Annotated in this window: 18 protein-coding genes; 12 read left to right on the plus strand and 6 right to left on the minus strand. The window is 60.1% G+C overall.

The features are described from left to right. Positions 1 to 115: 115 nt before the first annotated feature. The 4 genes from rfbD to rfbB are packed head-to-tail and all read right to left on the minus strand — an operon-like array spanning position 116 to position 3,553. Positions 116 to 1,066 carry a dTDP-4-dehydrorhamnose reductase gene (gene rfbD, locus ACVCMI_RS05240; RefSeq protein ID WP_447097175.1) on the minus strand — a complete coding sequence of 317 codons (951 nt, stop codon included), beginning with the start codon at positions 1,064 to 1,066 and terminating at the stop codon, positions 116 to 118. After that, entirely contained in the window at positions 1,063 to 1,620 is a 558-nt protein-coding gene (gene rfbC, locus ACVCMI_RS05245; RefSeq protein ID WP_447097174.1) for a dTDP-4-dehydrorhamnose 3,5-epimerase, read from the minus strand. Before rfbC ends, rfbD begins: the two co-directional genes overlap by 4 nt. Beyond that, positions 1,617 to 2,507 carry a glucose-1-phosphate thymidylyltransferase RfbA gene (gene rfbA, locus ACVCMI_RS05250; RefSeq protein WP_447097173.1) on the minus strand — a complete coding sequence of 297 codons (891 nt, stop codon included), beginning with the start codon at positions 2,505 to 2,507 and terminating at the stop codon, positions 1,617 to 1,619. The genes rfbC and rfbA overlap by 4 nt, the downstream gene beginning before the upstream one ends. Beyond that, positions 2,504 to 3,553 (minus strand): dTDP-glucose 4,6-dehydratase, encoded by a 1,050-nt coding sequence (rfbB, locus tag ACVCMI_RS05255; RefSeq protein ID WP_447097172.1) that lies wholly within the window; start codon positions 3,551 to 3,553, stop codon positions 2,504 to 2,506. The genes rfbA and rfbB overlap by 4 nt, the downstream gene beginning before the upstream one ends. Before the next feature lie 190 nt (positions 3,554 to 3,743). On the opposite strand from rfbB, the gene ACVCMI_RS05260 reads away from it, so the two are divergent. The 10 genes from ACVCMI_RS05260 (at position 3,744) to ACVCMI_RS05305 (ending at position 15,426) form a co-directional block, all read left to right on the plus strand. Further along, positions 3,744 to 4,910, plus strand: coding sequence for a trans-sulfuration enzyme family protein (locus ACVCMI_RS05260; protein WP_447097171.1), 1,167 nt, complete (start codon positions 3,744 to 3,746; stop codon positions 4,908 to 4,910). A gap of 128 nt (positions 4,911 to 5,038) precedes the next feature. Beyond that, a complete protein-coding gene (locus ACVCMI_RS05265; protein ID WP_447097170.1) occupies positions 5,039 to 5,863 on the plus strand; it encodes an ABC transporter permease in 825 nt (274 codons plus the stop codon). Positions 5,864 to 5,888: 25 nt separating this feature from the next. After that, positions 5,889 to 7,253, plus strand: a complete 1,365-nt coding sequence (locus tag ACVCMI_RS05270) for an ABC transporter ATP-binding protein (RefSeq protein WP_447097169.1) — start codon at positions 5,889 to 5,891, stop codon at positions 7,251 to 7,253. Next, the gene (locus ACVCMI_RS05275; protein WP_447097168.1) at positions 7,253 to 9,106 is read left to right on the plus strand and encodes a hypothetical protein; all 1,854 of its coding nucleotides are present in this window, start codon (positions 7,253 to 7,255) and stop codon (positions 9,104 to 9,106) included. Before ACVCMI_RS05270 ends, ACVCMI_RS05275 begins: the two co-directional genes overlap by 1 nt. Then, positions 9,103 to 10,257 (plus strand): hypothetical protein, encoded by a 1,155-nt coding sequence (locus ACVCMI_RS05280; protein ID WP_447097167.1) that lies wholly within the window; start codon positions 9,103 to 9,105, stop codon positions 10,255 to 10,257. Before ACVCMI_RS05275 ends, ACVCMI_RS05280 begins: the two co-directional genes overlap by 4 nt. A 1-nt stretch (position 10,258) precedes the next feature. Next, on the plus strand, positions 10,259 to 11,155 hold the full coding sequence (locus ACVCMI_RS05285) for a glycosyltransferase family A protein (protein WP_447097166.1): 897 nt from the start codon (positions 10,259 to 10,261) through the stop codon (positions 11,153 to 11,155). Between the two features lie 67 nt (positions 11,156 to 11,222). Continuing rightward, a complete protein-coding gene (locus ACVCMI_RS05290; protein WP_447097165.1) occupies positions 11,223 to 11,786 on the plus strand; it encodes a hypothetical protein in 564 nt (187 codons plus the stop codon). Positions 11,787 to 12,222: 436 nt separating this feature from the next. Then, complete coding sequence (locus tag ACVCMI_RS05295) at positions 12,223 to 13,614, plus strand: hypothetical protein (RefSeq protein ID WP_447097164.1); 1,392 nt, start codon at positions 12,223 to 12,225, stop codon at positions 13,612 to 13,614. A gap of 413 nt (positions 13,615 to 14,027) precedes the next feature. Next, entirely contained in the window at positions 14,028 to 14,411 is a 384-nt protein-coding gene (locus ACVCMI_RS05300) for a GtrA family protein (protein ID WP_447097163.1), read from the plus strand. 1 nt (position 14,412) lies between these two features. After that, positions 14,413 to 15,426 carry a glycosyltransferase family 2 protein gene (locus tag ACVCMI_RS05305; RefSeq protein WP_447097162.1) on the plus strand — a complete coding sequence of 338 codons (1,014 nt, stop codon included), beginning with the start codon at positions 14,413 to 14,415 and terminating at the stop codon, positions 15,424 to 15,426. Here ACVCMI_RS05305 and ACVCMI_RS05310 read toward each other — a convergent pair. Continuing rightward, complete coding sequence (locus tag ACVCMI_RS05310; RefSeq protein WP_447097161.1) at positions 15,395 to 16,339, minus strand: electron transfer flavoprotein subunit alpha/FixB family protein; 945 nt, start codon at positions 16,337 to 16,339, stop codon at positions 15,395 to 15,397. The genes ACVCMI_RS05305 and ACVCMI_RS05310 overlap by 32 nt on opposite strands. A gap of 173 nt (positions 16,340 to 16,512) precedes the next feature. Beyond that, positions 16,513 to 17,274: an electron transfer flavoprotein subunit beta/FixA family protein gene (locus ACVCMI_RS05315; RefSeq protein WP_447097160.1), complete on the minus strand. Its 762-nt coding sequence runs from the start codon at positions 17,272 to 17,274 to the stop codon at positions 16,513 to 16,515. A gap of 291 nt (positions 17,275 to 17,565) precedes the next feature. Here ACVCMI_RS05315 and ACVCMI_RS05320 point away from each other — a divergent pair, with 291 nt between their 5' ends. Continuing rightward, entirely contained in the window at positions 17,566 to 18,552 is a 987-nt protein-coding gene (locus ACVCMI_RS05320; protein ID WP_447097159.1) for a glycosyltransferase family 2 protein, read from the plus strand. Beyond that, positions 18,545 to 19,477 (plus strand): glycosyltransferase family 2 protein, encoded by a 933-nt coding sequence (locus tag ACVCMI_RS05325; RefSeq protein WP_447097158.1) that lies wholly within the window; start codon positions 18,545 to 18,547, stop codon positions 19,475 to 19,477. Before ACVCMI_RS05320 ends, ACVCMI_RS05325 begins: the two co-directional genes overlap by 8 nt.

Here is a 19,477-nt window from a genome sequence, read left to right on the forward strand (position 1 = left end):
GCCGCAACGTTCCCGCCGCGTAGGGCGGACACTGCCCGCCGGCAGGCCTTCGCGGGCCTGCGCGAAAGCGGCGGACAATGTCCGCCCTACGCGACAACGCGCGACAGCAATCGGATTACGGCGACCGGGGACCGTCGAACTTGCTGCCGAGCTGATCCATCACCCGGAGCATGCCGTCGCGCCAGTCTGGCAGCGGCGAGGCAAACCGCCGCTGAAAATCGGTGTTGTCCAGCAACGACCACGCCGGACGCACCGCCGGCGTCGGGTAGTCGGTGGTGGCGATCGCCACTACGCGCGGCGGATTTGGAAGCAGCCCGCGTACTCGCGCTGCGTCGAAGATTGCACTGGCGAAACCGTGCCATGTCGTCGCGCCGCTGGCGACCAGATGATGCGTGCCGATGAGCGATTCACGTGCCGCGTGATCCGACGTCATCCAGCGATCCAGCGCGGCGAGCGTGCCGTCGACGATCAGCCCGGTATCGGTCGGTGCGCCGTGCTGGTCGGCAACCACGCGCAGCTCGTCGCGCTCGGCTCCGAGGCGCAGCATGGTGCGCAGGAAATTGTGCCCGTGCGCCGCGTAGACCCACGCGGTGCGGAAGATGAAATGGTCGGCACCGCTTTCCTGCAACGCCCGTTCGCCCGCCAGCTTGCTGCGGCCGTAGGCGCCGAGCGGGCCGGCGGGCGCGTCGACGGCGTAGGGTTGCGACTGGTGGCCGTCGAACACGTAGTCGGTGGAGTAGTGGATCACCAGCGCACCATGCGCTGCCGCCCAGCTGCCGAGCACGCCGACCGCCTCGCCGTTGACGCGAGTGGCCAGCGCTTCTTCCTGTTCGGCACGATCCACCGCGGTATAGGCCGCGGCGTTGACGATGACGTCAGGGCGCAGGCGGTCGAGCACGGCGGGGAGCGATGCGGGGTCCGACAGGTCGGCGATCTTGCCGAGGCCGCCGGTCGTCAACACGCCATCACGGCATGCCGCGGCCAGCTCGCCGCGCGCGGCCAAACCGCCTTGATCGAGGAACGTACGGCCCAACTGGCCGTTGGCGCCGAGCAGCAGAATCTTCATGACACGTAGACTGGCAACCGCTCCGGCGGCACATCGGCAAGCAGCGGCGTCTTGCCGTCCTTGTCCGACAGCAAGGGCGCGCTGACCGGCCAGTCGATGGCCAGCGCCGCATCGTTCCAGCGGATGCCGGCGTCGGCCTTCGGGTCGTACAGCGCGGTGCACTGATAGGTGAATGTGGCGAAGTCGGAGACCACGCAGAAGCCGTGCGCGAAACCTTCCGGTATCCAGAAGTGGCGGTGGTTGTCGGCGGTGAGCATCACGCCGACCGATTGTCCGAACGTGGGCGAGCCGCGGCGGATGTCCACCGCCACGTCGTAGACCTCGCCCTCGAGCACACTGACCAGCTTGCCCTGCGGATTCGGCCACTGGTAGTGCAGGCCGCGCAGCACGCCGCGGGCCGAGCGCGAGACGTTGGATTGCACGAAGCGGTGGTCGACGCCGGCCGCGCGGTACTTCGCTTCGTTGTAGCTTTCGTAGAAGAAGCCGCGGGCATCGCCGAATACCTGTGGTTCGAGTACCAGCGCACCGGGTAGTGCCGTTTCAATGACCTTCATCGCGCCAAGCCCTGTTGTGTCAGCTGTTGCAGGTACTGTCCATAGCCGGTCTTGGCCAGCGGTGCGGCCAGCGCCAGCAACTGCTCGGCGTCTATCCAGCCGTTGAGGTAGGCGATCTCTTCCGGGCAGCACACTTTGAGACCCTGCCGGTTCTCGATCGTCTCGATGTAGTTGCCCGCCTCCATCAGCGACTCGTGCGTACCGGTGTCCAGCCACGCGAAGCCGCGGCCGAGTTGCTCCAGATGCAGCGAACTATCGTCGAGGTAGCAGCGATTGAGGTCGGTGATCTCCAGCTCGCCGCGCGGCGAAGGTTTCAGTGCCGCGGCGTAATCACAGACGCGCTTATCGTAGAAATACAGGCCGGTAACCGCGTAGTGCGACTTCGGCGCAGTCGGCTTCTCCTCCAAACCGACGACCTTGCCGGTGGCGTCGAACTCGGCCACGCCGTACCGCTCCGGGTCCTTCACCCAATAGCCGAATACGGTGGCGCCACGCTCGCGTGCAGCGGCGCGCTTGAGCCGATCGGTGAAGCCGTGGCCGTAGAAGATATTGTCTCCAAGCACCAGGCAGCTCGGCTTGCCGTCGATGAAGTCCCGGCCGATGGTGAACGCCTGCGCCAGGCCGTCGGGCGAGGGCTGTACCGCATACTGGATGTCAATGCCCCACTGCGAGCCATCGCCGAGCAGACGCCGGAACATGTCCTGCTCGTGCGGCGTGTTGATGATCAGCACTTCGCGAATGCCGGCCAGCATCAGGGTGGCTAGCGGGTAGTAGATCATCGGCTTGTCGTACACCGGCAGCAGCTGCTTGCTCACCGCGCGGGTGATCGGGTGCAGCCGGGTGCCGGAACCGCCGGCGAGAATGATGCCTTTCTGCGTTGTGCTCATGCGCCAAGTCGCTCCATGCGGTAGCTGCCGTCGAGTACGCGCTGTACCCATGGCTGATGCGAGAGATACCAGTCGACCGTCTGCGCGATGCCGCTTTCGAAGGTCTGCGAGGGCCTCCAGCCCAGCTCGGTCTGCAGCTTGCTGGAATCGATCGCGTAGCGGCGGTCGTGGCCGGGGCGATCCTTGACGAAGGTAATCAGGGACTCGCGCGCACGACCGTCGGCCAGTGGCCGGCGTGCGTCGAGCAGGGCGCAGATCGTCTTCACCACGGTGATGTTCTCGCGTTCGGCATTGCCGCCCACGTTGTAGGTTTCGCCCACCCGACCGGCTTCCAGCACACGGCGGATCGCACTGCAGTGGTCGCCCACGAACAGCCAATCGCGGATGTTCAAGCCGTCGCCGTAGACCGGCAGCGATTCGCCGGCCAGCGCCTTTGCGATCACCAGCGGGATCAGCTTTTCCGGGAATTGGTACGGCCCGTAATTGTTCGAGCAGTTGGTGGTGAGCACCGGCAGGCCGTAGGTATGGTGGAACGCACGCACCAGGTGGTCGGAGGCGGCCTTCGACGCGGAGTACGGTGAATTCGGTGCGTACGGCGTGGTCTCGGTGAACTTGCCCTCGGCCCCGAGCGAGCCGTAGACCTCGTCGGTCGACACGTGCAGGAAGCGAAAGGCCTCGCGGGCGGCGCCTTCGAGGCTGCGCCAGTAATCGCGCGCGCATTCCAGCAGTCCCAGCGTGCCGACCACGTTGGTCTGCACGAACTCGGCCGGGCCGTCGATGGAGCGGTCCACGTGCGACTCGGCGGCGAAGTTCACGATGGCGGCGGGCTTGTGCTCGTTCAGCAGCCGCGCCACCAAGGTACGGTCGCCGATGTCGCCGTGTGCGAAAACGTGACGCGCATCACCTTGCAGCGAGGCCAGCGTGTCGAGGTTGCCGGCGTAGGTGAGCTTGTCCAGGTTGACCACGTGCAGGTCGTCGGCCACGGCCTGCAGCACGAAATTCGCACCGATGAAACCGGCACCGCCGGTGACCAGAATGGTCTTCATGAGTCACTCATTCCTTGGGTGAGTAAACCTCTATTGTGTCACGCCGGCTGCTTCAGCCGGCAATTCGCGTAGCGACTGGCTGGCCACGCAGCAGTCAACGTTAAGGCAAAGCACGGCTGCACGGGTACAATACGCGATCCCTCACGCGGCGCCGGTCTTCACCGATGTCGCCCTGCCTGCGATGCCTGCCATGCCCAAGAAGACGCCTGCCACCCACCACGGACTCGGAACGCGTGCGATCCACGCCGGCCAGCATCCCGACCCCAGCACCGGCGCCATCATGACGCCGATCTACGCCACCTCGACCTACGTGCAGGAGAGTCCGGGCAAGCACAAGGGCTACGAGTATTCGCGCACGCAGAATCCGACGCGAATGGCCTACGAACGCTGCGTGGCTGACCTGGAAGGCGGCGTGGCCGGCTTCGCGTTCGCCTCAGGCTTGGCGGCGGCGGCGACCGTGCTGGACCTGCTCGACTCGGGCAGCCACGTGATCGCGATGGACGACCTCTACGGCGGCACCTATCGCCTGTTCGAGCGGGTACGCCGGCGTTCGGCCGGATTGGACTTCAGCTTCGTCGACCTGAACGACACGGGGGCGCTGAAAGCGGCCCTGAAGCCGAACACGCGGATGATCTGGGCCGAAACCCCGACCAACCCAATGCTGAAGCTGGTCGACCTGGCCAAGGTCGCCGTGTTCGCGAAGAAGCACGGCCTGATCCTGATGGTGGACAACACCTTCTGCTCGCCGATGGTGCAGCGGCCGCTGGAATACGGCGCCGACCTGGTGCTGCATTCGGCCACCAAGTACATCAACGGCCATTCCGACATGGTCGGCGGCATCGTCGTCGCCAACAGCAAGGAACTGGCTCAACAGATGGGCTTCCTGCAGAACTCGGTGGGCGCGGTGGCCGGCCCGTTCGACGCCTTCCTCGCCATGCGTGGCCTGAAGACCTTGCACCTGCGCATGCGCCAGCACTGCGCCAGCGCACTGGAGTTGGCCACCTGGTTGCAGAAGCACCCGGCCGTCGAGCGGGTGATCTACCCCGGCCTGAAAAGTCACCCGCAACACGCGCTGGCCAAGCGCCAAATGCATGGCTTCGGCGGCATCGTGACCATCGAGGTGAAGGGCGGCCTGAAGAAGGCCCGCCGCATGCTCGAACGCTGCGAACTGTTCGCGCTGGCCGAGTCACTCGGCGGCGTTGAAAGTCTGATCGAGCACCCGGCCATCATGACCCATGCCTCGGTACCGGTTGCCAACCGCAAGCGGCTTGGCATCAGCGACGGCTTGGTGCGGTTGTCGGTGGGGGTGGAGGATCTGGATGACCTGCGAAACGAATTACAGACGGCGCTTGATTGATTCGAATCCCTCTTAGGTTGCTCAAGCAACATCGCAGCCGGGGAAAGACCAATGACTGTTCAGATGTCAAGATTCTGCAACAGCTGCGGACTTGTCAGCATCAAAAGAAAGAAACTGTCGGAAATTTTATGAATGTGGCCTATCGCCTGGCAGACCCCTCCTCGCCGTACCGCGCACTGTCAAGGCATTTCTCCCTGATAGTGCAGATCGCGCGACGCGATGTGGCGAAGCGCTACAGGGGGTCATTTGCCGGCCTGTTCTGGACGTTCTTCAATCCGATGCTGATGCTCGTCATCTACACGTTCGTTTTTGGCGTGATCTTCAACGGGCGTTGGAACGATCGTGTCACTGGCCATTTCCAGTATGCCATCGTGCTTTTCGCCGGCTTGAACATAAATGCGGTCTTCTCGGAGTGCGCCAACCGGGCGACCACGCTCATCGAGGAAAACGCGAACTACGTCAAGCGGGTATTGTTTCCACTCGAGGCGTTGTCCTGGAGCACGCTCGGTGCCGCCCTATTCCACCTGATTGTTTCGACAGTGGCACTGCTGACTCTCTCCTTGATCATCAATCAGCACATACCATGGACGGTGGTGTTTTTCCCCGTGGTGGTCACTTGTTTTCTACCCTTCATGGCTGGTGCCATCTGGCTTCTGGCATCATTGGCTGTCTATCTCAGGGATATCAGGCAGGTCGTCAGCCTGATCACGGTTGCGTTGATGTTTCTCGCTCCGATCCTGTACCCGAAGGAAATGATTCCAGAGAATTACCGCTACCTGCTGTACCTCAATCCTCTGACGGTCATCGCCGAAGCTTCACAAGACGTTCTGCTTTGGGGAAAGCCGCCGGTGTGGTCTCATCTGGCCGCGTATACGTTGGTGTCCAGCATTTTTGCCTGGGGATCATTCGCCTGGTTCGAACAGACGAAAAAGGGGTTCGCGGATGTCCTCTAAACCAGTTCGAATCCGGGTTGACGGGTTGGCCAAGCGTTACGAAATGTATTCGCAGCCTTCCGATCGGCTCAAGCAGATGATTTTCCCCAGGCTGCATCGTATGGCCCGGCGCACGCCGAAGGCCTACTTCAATGAGTTCTGGGCCCTGCGTGGCGTGAGTTTCGATGTGTTTCACGGCGAGACAGTGGGAATCGTTGGTCGCAATGGATCGGGCAAGTCGACCCTGCTGCAGATGATATGCGGCACGATCAGGCCGACGCTCGGTAATTTGATGATTGATGGACGTATATCCGCGCTGCTCGAATTGGGTGCAGGGTTCAATCCGGAATTCACTGGCAGAGAGAACGTCCTGCTGAGTGGTCTCGTGTACGGAATTTCCGAAGCCGAGATTCGCGCCAAGTATGACGAGATACTCGATTTTTCGGGCATCGGCCAGTTCATCGATCAGCCCGTAAAGACATATTCAAGCGGCATGTACGTGCGATTGGCCTTTGCTGTTGCGATCAGCGTCTCTCCGGACATTCTCGTCGTCGATGAGGCCTTGGCGGTGGGTGATGAGGCATTTCAGCGAAAATGCCTTGCCCGCATCGAAGCGATTCGGGATGCCGGCGCAACGGTACTGTTCGTATCCCATTCGGCGGGCACGGTCGTCGAGCTCTGCGACCGCGCCATCTTGCTGGACAAGGGCGAAATGTTGATGCAGGGCACGCCGAAAGACGTGGTTACCACCTATCAGAAATTGCTTTACGCCCCGGCAGATCGGGCGGAGCAGGTTCGGCAGGAGATCATTTCCACTTATCGGAGTGGCTCCGCTGTGTCCGCGCTCCCTGTGAACGGTTGCCAGCATCTTGGGTCAGATAACGTGGGGCTCTCGGTTGATCGTCCCATCCCCGACAGTGATCCCGCCTATTGGGAGGAGGGGATGCTGTCGAGCAGCACGGTGGAGTATGAGAGGCGGGGTGCGTGCATTGAAAACCCCCATGTCGAAACCCTGGATGGGCGCAAGGTAAATGTCCTGACGCCCGGTCGCACGTATGTCTATACGTACAAGGTTGCTCTCGATCAGACACTGGCCCGCATTCGGTGCGGCATGATGATTCGGTCCATGACCGGGGTGGAGATTGGCGGCGCAGCCACTTCCACGCCGTCATCGGCCGTTCCCCTGCTCAGAGCCGGTGAGAATATCGTCGTCCGCTTCGCTTTTCGGTGCCTGTTGCATCCCGGCGTGTACTTTCTGAATGCGGGAGTTCTGGCTTCTATCGGGGAAGGCGAGGAATACGTGGATCGTCGCATCGACGCGGTGATGTTCCGTGTCATGCCGTCTCTGACGCGGCTGGCGACGGGGTTCGTCGACTTGCTTGACGATGGGCCACAGATGGAAGTCGTCTGATGAACACTTCGCCGTCAACCGCAATCCTGATCGTCGGCATGCACCGAAGCGGGACGTCCGCCTTAGCCGGGCTCGTCGGCAAGCTCGGGGTGCCCTTGGGCGACCATATGCTGGAGCCCGGCAGCGACAACCCCAAGGGGTACTGGGAACACCGGGAAGTTGTCTCGGTGCATGAGCGCCTGTTGGCGGGTCTTGGGTCGCGATGGGACGACGTTCGTGCGTTTCCGGAAAATTGGCAGGAACGAGAGGTGGCCCGGGAAGCCGCCCTTGCCATCAGTGACATCATTTCCTCAGACTTTTCCGAATGCCCGATGTGGGCGGTCAAAGATCCGCGGCTTTGCCGAGTGCTGCCCTTGTGGTTCGAAGTGTTGCAAAAGAGGTATGTCCGGCCGGTCGTGTTGTTCATGGTGCGCAGGCCACGTGAGGTGTCGGCCTCCATTGAGGCCCGCAATCACTGGCAGCCGCTGGTTGGAAAGTTGCTATGGCTGCGTTACATGACGGAAGCCATCACGGCAAGTTCGGCATTGCCGCGTGAAGTTCTCTTGTATGACGACCTGCTGGATGATCCGCTTGCTACGGTGTTGGGTGCGCTCGCCAAACTCGGGATCGACGTGGGGGAATGGGCTTCGGCACGACAACGTGAAGCCATCGCCGGTTTTGTCGATGTTTCCGACCGGCATCACGTCAGCCTTGGTCCCGAGGAACCAGCTACAAAAATCGATGCGATTGCAGAAAGCCTCTATGAATCGTTGGTTGCCGTTGCCCACGGCGACAATGACTGGAAGAAGGTCGAGAAGGTCGTATTGGATTTTGATAGGGAGTGGAGTCAAAGCGGAGCTTGTACCGATGCGGTGGCCGATATGGCAGCTCGAATCGAATTGAGACTTCGAGCGGCAGAAACTGAGAATGTGCGGCTCAGTTCCGCGCTGACCGCGCAGATTCGCTGGTCGGAAGATGCGCAAGAGAGGTTTGAATTACTGCAAGCGCAAACAGCCGAGCTGTCATCGAAGCTGACTGCCCAGATTCGATGGTCGGACGAAGCTCAAGCGGAGCGTGAGTCGTTGCAAGTCGAGCATGCTGAGCTGTATTCAACTTCGAGCATGCAATCTCGGATCATTGAAGAGAGTCAGGCGAAGTGCGAGGCTTTGATCCAGGAGAATGCTGAGCTCTCATCGAAACTGACCGCGCAAGTTCGCTGGTCGGAAGATGCGCGGGCGAGATTAGAATCGTTGCAAGCAGAGGCTGTCGAGACTTTGTCGAAGCTGACGGCGCAAGTGCGCTGGTCAGAAGAAGCGCGGGCGCGGCAAGAGATGCTGCAGCTGGAGAAGGCGGAACTGTCGTCGAAGTTGGATACGCAGGTTCGCCGCGTCGAAGAGGTCCAGGCGAAATGCGATGCGCTGCTGGTCAGGTGTGCGGAGCTTTCGTCCGAGTTGATCGCGAAAGCCCGTCAATCTGACGAGGCCCAGGTGCGGCACGACGCCCTAGTGGCCCAGCACGCAGATCTGGCAGCGCGGCAACTTCGCTATGAAGAAAAATGCGGACGACTGGAGCGCGATCTGGAAAGAGCGCAACAGAGTATTCGTGGTCTGTCCCTACATTTGGCGAGATCGGAAGCCGAAGCAACGCAAACCCGTACGGAGCTGACGTCGGCACTGGATGATGCGATCCATGAACGCAGCCGGATTTCGGATGAGCTCGAACGGGCGCGTACCGCGGGGGTGGCGTTGGCTACGGAGCTCCGGAACGTCTATGCTTCCACATCGTGGAGAATGACGAAGCCGTGGCGGTCAGTGACCGGATACATCAAACTCAAGACTGGGCCGGCCAGTAGTTCAACAAGGAAATTACCGTGATCTTCTTTACTTCGATATGCGCAAACTATCTGCCCAAGGCGATGACGCTGGCAGAATCGGTCAAGCGGCACTGCGCCGATGCGAAATTCGTGCTTTGCCTCGTCGAACGCGACGTATCGGAAGTCGCTGCTTCGTACGAGCATTTCGACGAGGTCGTGCTTGCCAAGAATGCGGGATGGGTCAATTTTGACCGCTTCATGTTCAGGCACGCCATCGTGGAAGCTTCCACAGCGGTCAAGGCACAGTTCATGTTGAACCTTCTCGAGCGTTTTCCCGCCGAGTCGAAGTTTGTGTATCTGGACCCCGATGTGCTCGTCTACAGCGAACTCGTAGAACTCGAGCAATTGCTGGACCACCAGTCAGTCGTGCTGTGTCCTCACTTGCTGCGTCCGGGCAACATCGACATGGAAATAAGTTCACTTGCACACGGTTGCTATAACCTCGGGTTTCTCGGTATTTCGAGGGCACCTAATTCGCACGCATTCCTGGCCTGGTGGGCCGAACGCCTTTTTCAGTTTTGTTATGACGATATCAATAGAGGCATTTTTACCGATCAACGCTGGATCGATCTTGCTCCGTGTTTCTTTGATGTTTCGGTGCTGAAGCATCATGGCTACGACTTTGCTACCTGGTCCCTGCTGAACAGCGATCTTCGCCAGGAAGGAGAGGTGTATCAAGTCAACGGCGATCCGCTGCGCTTTATCCATTTTTCCGGCTTGGACTCCGGCACTATCGATAAAGCCATCGGTTGGTGGTTGACGGACAACAATCGCGAAACGTTTGTGAAGTTGTATAACGAATACAAGCAGCTACTCATAGAGCACGGACAGGAAACGCTCGGCAAATTGCCGTGGACGTACGCGAATTACTCGGACGGCCGCAAGATCAGCAATGAGGCGCGAGTTGCCTACCGCGCCCGGGAATTGTGGGATGCTATCCCTTCGCCTTTCGGCTCTTCGGATCGGAATATCCTCTCGCTGGCGAACCCGGCTGGAACCGAAGTAGCTCAGGCGCAGCAGCCCGCCGGGGCGGACCCGGCGTCGCCTCCGAGTGTGCTCGATCGGGTGACGGCTTCGGTGCGGGCTGTCGGCGTCGGGCCGACCATGCTGAAAGCAATCAGGAAAGTGACACGAGCGAAAGCATCGAAGTGAGTTGTACGATGGCAAGGAACAAGGGGCCAAGGATGTGAATAAGGTTTCGGTGGTCATTCCCTGTTACAACGCAGGAAAATATCTGGATGAGGCGGTCAGGTCGGCTTTGGCACAGACTTGGCAGAATCTTGAGGTGGTCATCGTAGATGACGGGTCGACGGATCCGTCAACTTTGGATCTTCTCAAGAAGGTGCCGTGGCCGCGTACGCGCATTTTCCATCAGCAGAATGCGGGTCCGGCAGCCGCGAGGAATCACGCGGTACGCGAAGCGTACGGATGTTACATCCTGCCGTTGGATGCTGACGATAGGATTGAGCCAACCTATATTGAGAAGGCGGTTGCTGTCCTCGAAGATCGGCCGGATGTGGGTTGCGTCTATTGCAAGGCGAGGAAGTTCGGGGCTGAGCGAGGGCCGTGGAACTTGCCTCCCTATACTTTGCGCGAATTGGTCATCGATAATGTCATTTTTGTGACGTCGCTGTATAGAAAGGCGGATTGGGAGAGCGTCGGTGGCTACAACGAGAAGCTGCGTCATGGAGTGGAGGACTATGACTTCTGGGTAAAGATCGTTCATCTCGGCCGCGATGTTGTGCAGCTTGACGATTATCTGTTCAATTACCGGATACAGGAAAGTTCAAGAACCATTTCATTCCAGGATCACAGGGCGAAGGTGGTTGAAACCTACGCGGAGATTTTTCGCTCCAATATAGATTTTTACGCCGCCCATGCTGACATGCTGTTCGAGCACAGATTTGGACTGTATGATGAATTGCAATACTGGCGTTCGCGGTACCACGCTGTGGATGCCTTTTTGACGCGTCACCCAAGGATGTCGCGATTTCTCTGTATTATCAGGAAAGTACTATCTAAATACCGCCACCGTAAAAAAGATAAGTAGAGATGTGCAAGGCGCGCAATCCCTCTACCCGCAGTGGCCACAACGATATGACAAGAGGATACAAGGCATGAAGAGGAAAGTGTTGATCGCACCTATGTTAGTAGTGATGGTCGCATTGGTGGGATGCGGGCAGTCGGCCGGTGACCAAGCACCTGGAGCGAACGCTACCGCGAAAAGCGAGAGCACTTCCCCCGTGGAGGAGGCGACGGAGTCTTTGTCGGGGAATGCCATCCAGCCGATGAGCGCCCAAGCCTTGGCCGAACTAAAGCCGGGAACGGCCCCTTGTTCGTTTGACTCCGTCGATGGAAATTATTCCAAAACCGAAGCGAAGCTCAATCGGTCCAGTTCCCACACTTTTCGAGGGTGGGCGTTGGCCGAAAACATGCACGTAGTGAAGGACGTCAAATTCGTACTGAAGGGCACCGAGAATTTCTCAGCCGTAGCGAACCTTGGCACCGAGCGACCGGATGTCGCCAGCTATCTGAAAGATGCGAATCTAAGCTCGTCGGGGTTCAACTTTTCCACGACGCTGGAATCCGTGCCCGCGGGCGTGTATGAGGTACTTTTGGTAACGCAGTCTGGGGACGTTCCCTATGCTTGCGAAACCAAGAAGAGTGTGACGGTTTTTTAGCGTGGCTTTATTATGCCCGCAGGTAAATGCCGACGTCTTTGCATCTGGCTTAGCGAAACCCAACTGAGCTCGCACTCGCTTGCCCCTCCGCCTCAGTTGATATTGCATGTCACGCCCGGACAGAACCTGTGCTCGAACTCTATTGCTAGGTCATGTCACCGCAATTTTAGGTGTGGCGGCCGATGACCTGTCGGTGGCTTGGCAAACACTATCGGCTGTTAGCGAGTAATTGGGCCATCATTTGATTGTGAAGCCATGATGGGCGCTATGTGGTGGGTATCGCAAATCAAATCTGACCCGCGCGGCTCCGTGGCACCTAGGCGTGGTGAATTCCGGGCATTGCATGACCGTTCGGACATCCTGCTTCGGCTCAATTCCAAGCCGTCATCGCTAAATATCACGCCAAAATAGCCAGTCGTGCGCAGGAGAACGTCGAATGACAAGTCATGCATCGAGCCGAAATTATTTTATATTCTTCCTTCTGATCGCGGCTTTTGCCTTGTCTTTGCATTCGCCTGGGGAGATTTCTATAGACTCGGGTAGGCAGCTCCACGAAGCAGCAGTCGGGCGCTCGCTAAGTTGGAATCCACCGTTCATGTCAGCTTGGCTCCGTTTTCTTGGCGGAGGAGTGGTAGCTAGCTCGCTCTTTATAGCCATTAACTCCTTGGTGACGTATTGCGGTTTTGCCGCGATTCTTAGCTGTTTGACTTTCGAGAAGAAGCTTTCGCCTTGGCGAGCGATTGTTGGTGTGATTTTTTTTGTTAATCCGATATTTTTCTACTATGTCGGAATAGTGTGGAAGGACGTGCTAATCGGTACCGCTCTTGTTGCGCTGGTGGCCCTGATGATTTCCGCGACCCAGCGCTCAGATAAATGGCGCTATGGTTTCCTTGCGCTTTCGATCCTACTTGCATCAGTGCTTCCGCTGATGAGGCAGCAAGGCATCCTCATCGCGCCAGTTTTTGCCGTTATCGGCTCCTATCTCTTCGTTCGTGATATTCATCCAAAGCAGCTAATTCGGGCGTTACTTTTTGGAGTTCTTCTGATTTCCAGCTTTGGAGTCTACAAGGTTGTCCAGCTGTGGACGACGAGCACAATATCCGGATCAGGTAACAGAGATGTTTCGCAGGGACTCTCCCTGATCATGGCGTACGACATTGCTGGTGTCCTGGCGGACATTCCCGAGGGAGAGGTGCAGCAGTTCCCCCTTCCTGAACTGGTCTCCAGTCATTTTAGGACTAGCTACAGTGCGCAGCGCGTAGATATGATGATGGCCGACCCTGTTGTGTCTCAATATTTGAACTCCGTGACGGCAAAGGATCTCCGCGAGGTTTGGATACGCGCGTTGAAATCGCATCCGGGAGCTTATCTTCGTCATAAGGCGGATGCTTTTTCGTGGTTGCTCGGCATACACGACGTAGAGTTGTGTGTGCCGATATACGTGGGCAAGTACACCCTGCCAGATGATGCGGCTGCGTCCGGCGGACAGGAGTCATACGATGATAGGGCGAGACTGCTTAAACATGGTGAGCGAATTTTGCGAGACACGACAGTGTTCCGAAACTGGTTCTATGTGCTTCTTCTTGTAATATCTTCTGTCGTTGTAATTTTTTGGGCTCAGGGAGTCGGCAAGTTGGTAGGGCTTGGTATTTCGTGCTCTGCTTGGATCTACCTTTTGACCTTTGTCCCTACCTCCATTGCTTGTGATGTTCGATATCTCTATCCAGTGGTGGTACTGAGTACGATCGGCTTTGCAGTTGTTATTCTGAATTACGGCTTGATCAACAACGCGATGAATGTGCGGCTGACAAAAGATAGTGTTGAATGAAGTGCACTGTTATGCACGCAGCTCTGCCTTGTATTAGATTCGAGAGTGCGCGGCGAATGGGCTTGAGCGCGGTGGCGATTGCCACCGCGCTGGCCGGTTCGACCTTAACTTGTTGATGCCCGTTCTGGCTGGTTCGGATGTGGTTGTCGACTGGATAGATCGTGAGACCGCTTCTGTCTTCTGCCTGACTGTTACTGGTATCTCTGACTTCCGCGTTCGGTCTGCGGGGGTGGTCCTTGACATGGTATATCCGGGCCACCGACTGGCATACTCGAAGTTGTACTTGGGGATTTCCGCAGGACGCGAGACTCCCCCACAGCCGGTTCCAATGTCCCGCCGCACGAAGAACGACGCATGACCGGCGTCACAGTAATCGCGCCACAATGCCTATTGCAAAGAAAGCCAGTTGGACTATGAGCATCGCACGCCAAGGTATGTATTTCTTCATTGTAGGTTGCTGTCTCATCGTGCTCGATTGGGCAGTCTTCGTTGCGTTGACGACGATTGACGTGCTGCCCGTTACGGCCAATGTCGCAGGACGCGTTGCCGGTGCGCTGGTAGGTTTCTGGGCAAACGGCACTGTTACGTTTTCTACGCCCGGGTCTCCTCGCTTGGGGCAGCGTCGATTGGTGCGCTATTTGGTTGTGTGGGTGGCGCTCACGTTGCTCAGCACGGGGGTGGTTGCCGGACTAGCTGAACAGCTCAATCTGAAGATCGCGTGGTTGGCCAAGCCGGCGGTCGAGGCAGGAATGGCAGTCTTGAGCTTCTTTCTTTCTCGCCACTGGGTCTATCGCTGACATGAGTCAAATATCCGAACCACGTATCGCAGTGGTCATCCCCTGCTATCGCGTCGCCGCCAACGTGCTGGCGGTTATTGAGCGCATCGGGCCAGAAGTGGGCTGGATCATTGCGGTGGATGACGCATGCCCCGAACACAGTGGCGATGTTATCGAGGGAGGCTGCCATGATCCCCGGGTAACCGTGCTTAGACATGCTGATAACCAGGGAGTTGGTGGTGCCGTGATGACGGGTTACCTCGCGGCGCGTGGGTTGCCGGCCGAGGTGGTGGTGAAGCTGGACGGCGATGGACAAATGGACCCAGATCTCATCCCGGCGCTGGTCGTCCCGTTGTTGCGCGGTCGTGCAGATTACGCGAAAGGCAATAGATTCTATCGGTTGTCAAATGTGGCTGGGATGCCGGCGATCCGGCTCTTTGGCAACGCGATGTTGTCATTCCTGACCAAGTTGTCCTCAGGTTATTGGCAGTTGTTTGATCCCACCAATGGTTTCACGGCGATCCACCGCACCTTGCTACATGAGCTGGATCTGGATCGTATTGCCAAGCGGTATTTCTTCGAGTCAGACTTGCTCTACCATCTCAACCAGCTTCGTGCAGTGGTGGTGGATATGCCGATGAAGGCAATCTATTCAGATGAAACCTCCAGCCTGCAGCCGATGAGGATGATTGGGCCATTCTTGCGTGGCAATCTGCGCAATTTTGGCCGTCGACTCCTCTACAGCTATTTTCTGCGCGGCTTCTCTGCAGCCACCTTGGAATTATTGCTTGGTATCCCGCTGTTCCTGTTTGGCGTGGTCTTCGGCGTATTCCATTGGTGGCATTCAGTCGCCGACAATGTTGCGTCGACCGCTGGGACCGTCATGCTTGCTGCGCTACCGATGATCATCGGGGTACAGCTGTTTTTGTCGTGGTTGAGCTTCGACGTCGCGGCGGAGCCCCGTCAGCCCGTGCACCCGATGCTGAAGGAAACCACGTTGTCAATTAATGCAGGGCCCCTTCGAGCTCCGGAATGATCTTGAACAGATCACCGACGAGTCCGAAATCCGCCACCTCGAAGATCGGCGCCTCGCCATCCTTGTTGATCGCCACGATGGTGCCGGCGTCCTTGATGCCGGTGAGGTGCTGGATGGCGCCGGAGATGCCGATGGCCATGTACAGCTCGGGGGCGATGATCTTGCCGGTCTGGCCGACCTGCATTTCGTTGGGGCAGTAGCCTGCATCGACGGCGGCACGCGAGGCGCCCACGGCGGCGCCGATCCTGTCGGCGAACTTGTAGATGATGTCGAAGTTTTCCTTCGAGCCCACGCCGCGGCCACCGGACACGACCTTGCGGGCGCTCTGCAGGTCGGGGCGGTCGCTCTTGCCCTGCTGCAGTTCGACGAAGCGGGTGTGGGTGGGCAGCGCGGTGTCGACGGTGATGGCCTCGACCGGCGCACTGTTGCTGGCGCTGACAGCGGCGGACCACGACGCGGTGCGGATGGTGGCGACCACGGTGTGTGCCGGGTCGGCTTCGACCGTGATGATCGCGTTGCCCGCGTAGATCGGCCGCTTGAAGGTGTGCGGGGCTTCCACGCTCATCACATCGCTGACCTGGGCCACGCCGAGCAGGGCGGCCACGCGCGGCGCGAGATCCTTGCCGAAGGTGGTGGAGGGCACGAACACGTGACTGTAGCCGGCGGCGGCCTTGGCGATCTGCGGCGCCAGCACGGCGGCCAGCGGGTGTGCGTTCTCGGCGCGGGCGACGGTGAGTACGCGGCTGACGCCGTCAATCTTCGCCGCCTCGGCGGCGATCGCGTCGACGCTGTCGGCCAGTACCAGCACGTCGATCGCTTCGCCTTTCACCGCAGCGGCGGCGCTTACGGCGCGCGCGGTGGAGGAGTTGAGTTTGCCGCCGAGGTGTTCGGCGATGACGAGGATCTTGCTCATGTGTGTCTCCGAAGCTCTTTTGTAGGAGCCCGCTTGCGGGCGATGCTTCTGCTCTGCGTCTCGAAAGAAGGGGCATCGCCCGCAAGCGGGCTCCTACCGTTCTTGTAGGGCGGGCAATGCCCGCCGGATTTTCGTCTTTGCGGCGCGATGGCGGGCGGTGCCCGCCCTACGCGTCACAGCAGTCCTTTCTGCTTCAGCGCGGCGACCAGCTCGGCCGCGTCCTTCACCATCACGCCCTTGCTGCGCTTGGCCGGCGCGGCGTAGCGCGTGGTCTTCAGGTGGTCGTTCGCTTCCACGCCGAGCGAGCCGAACTCGATCGTGTCGATCGGCTTGGACTTCGCCTTCATGATGTCGGGCAGCTTGATGAAGCGCGGCTCGTTGAGGCGCAGGTCGGTGGTGATCACCGCGGGCAACTCGGCCTCGATCACTTCCAGGCCCGCATCGACCTCGCGGGTCACCGTGGCCTTGCCGGCGCCGCCGTTATCCAGCGTGATCTCCACCTTGCTGGCGAAGGTGGCCTGCGGGCGATCCCACAGCGCGGCGAGCATCTGGCCGGTCTGGTTGGCGTCGTCGTCGATCGCCTGCTTGCCCAGGATCACCAGCCCCGGCTGCTCCTTCTCGATCAGCTTGAGGAACACGCGCGCGGCGGTCAGCGGCTGCACGGCGTCGCCGGTGACCACGTGGATGGCGCGGTTCGCGCCCATCGCCAGGCCGTTGCGCAGGTGCGCGGTGAGATCGGCCGGGCCGATGCCGACCACGATGACTTCCTCGGCCACGCCTTTCTCGCGCAGGCGCAGCGCCTCTTCCAGCGCGATGTCGTCGAACGGGTTGGCGGACAACTTGACGCCGTCGGTGACCACGCCGCTGCCGTCGGGTTTGACCTGGATGCGCACGTTGTAATCCACGACGCGCTTGTAGCCCACCAGAATTTTCATCAGCTGTTCCTTTGAATTGCAGGGCGCCGAGACGCCGGGCGCGATGGATCAGTCCCGCATTCTAACCTGTCCGGGCTATCCATGCGGCAGCGTACGGAATGGGCGGGTTATGCCTTGCTCCGTGAACCACGCAGCCCGCCCGTGGAGCCGGGCGAGGCTCATGAAAGATCGCGGCGCATCGACACTATAGAATGCATGTATCCCCGGGCTGTGGGCCTGCCGGCAATGAAGGTGCTCGCAACGCGGCATCGCTTTCGCTGTCCGCCTGGCTTTCCGCGCCAACGAGCGACCATGACGCGATTGCGACTTTCCATCGTGCTTTGCACCTACAACGGCGCCGTCTATCTGCAGCCGCAGTTGGACAGCCTGTTGGCACAGACGCGCCTGCCCGACGAGATCGTGATCGGCGACGACGGTTCGACCGATACCAGCGTGGCCATGCTGCAGGCATTTGCGGCGCGGGCGCGGGATGCCGGCATCGAGGTGCAGCTATTGTGCCACCGGGAGAACCTGGGTTACGTCGACAATTTCTCGGCGGGACTGCGTGCGGCGCAGGGCGATGTGCTGTTCCTGTGCGACCAGGACGATGTGTGGCGGGCCGACAAGCTGGCGCTGATGGCCGAGCGGTTCGAGCAGGATTCGTCCTTGCTGTTGCTGCATGGCGATGCGCGGCTGGTGGATGCCGGGGGTCGTTCATTGGGGTGTTCGCTGTTCGACGTGCTGCAGATGACGCCGCAGGAACAGACGACCATCCACGATGGGCGCGCGTTCGACGTGATTCTACGCCGCAGTTTCGTGACTGGTGCGACGGCGGCATTGCGGCAAGAGCTGGTGGTAAGGGCATTGCCGGTGGCTCCCGGCTGGATACATGACGAGTGGCTGGCGGCGGTGGCTGCGGCGATTGGTCGGGTCGATTTTATCGATCTGCCCCTGATCGACTACCGCCAGCATGGCGCCAACCAGATCGGAATGCGCAAGCGCAACCTGGCGATGAAATGGCGGGATCTGCTGCGGCCGCGTGTGCAGCCGCTGGCTGATGAAGCGAAGCGGCTGCGCTTGCTGGAGGACTTCTTCCTGCAGGCGGGGTTTCACGGCAGTCGCGACCGCGCCGCGCAGGTGCGTGACAAGCGAACCCACTTCGAACGGAGGGTGGCGATCGGCCGCTTGCCGCGCTGGCGTCGGTGGTTGCCCGTGCTGCGCGAGGCGCGAGGCGGTTTTTATCGTCGTTACGGCACCGGCATCCGATCGGTGCTGCGGGATCTGCTGCGCCATGACTGATGCGACCGTCGGCGACGTGTGCGCGGTGGTGGTGAGCTACCGCCCTGAACCGGACGCGATGGTGCGACTGGTAGACGCGGTTATGCCGCAGGTCGGTGCGGTGGTTCTGGTCGACAACGCCAGTGATGGGGACTGGAACCAGGTGCTGGGCCGGCGCTTGTCTGCGCAAGGCGGAGCGATGCTGAGCCAGTCGCGCAACCTCGGTCTCGCCGCCGCGCAGAACGTCGGCATCGCGTGGGCGCGCGATCACGGTTTTCGCCACGTCTTGCTGCTGGATCAGGACAGCGAGCCGGCTGAAGGGATGGTGGTCGCGCTGCTGCGCGCGCTGCAGGAGTTGTCGTTGGCCGGACCGGTGGCGGCGGTGGGGCCGCGCTTCCACGACATGCGCGAGCGTCGCGCCGCGCCGTTCGTGCGCATCGGGTTTCCGTTCAATCGCAAGCTGTGGTGCGATGGTTCGACGCCAACCATCGCCTGCGATTTTCTGATCAGCTCGGGCACGCTGATTCCGCTGGCCGTGTTCGACCGGATCGGCGCGATGGATGCGGGCCTGTTCATCGACAATGTCGACCTGGAATGGAGCTTTCGTGCGCGGGCGCGGGGCTACTCGTTGCACGGCGTTTGCGCGTCGACCATGCGCCATCGCCTCGGCGACACCCGCCGCGCCTTGCCGCTCGGGCTGGGCCAGGTGGTGGTGCATGGGCCGCTGCGCCTGTATTACATGATGCGCAACCGGGTGCGGCTGTACCGGATGGCGCACACGCCGCGCGCGTGGGTCGCGCAGGACGTGCCGCGGGTGCTGGTCAAGCTGTTTCTTTTCGGCGTGTTGATCGGACCGCGTCGGCGCAATCTGCATTGCATGCTGCGCGGCTTGGTCGACGGCATGCGCGGTCGTCAAGGCGAAGCACCGGCCGACCTTCCTGGCTGA

The organism is Rhodanobacter sp. UC4448_H15, assembly GCF_052978265.1.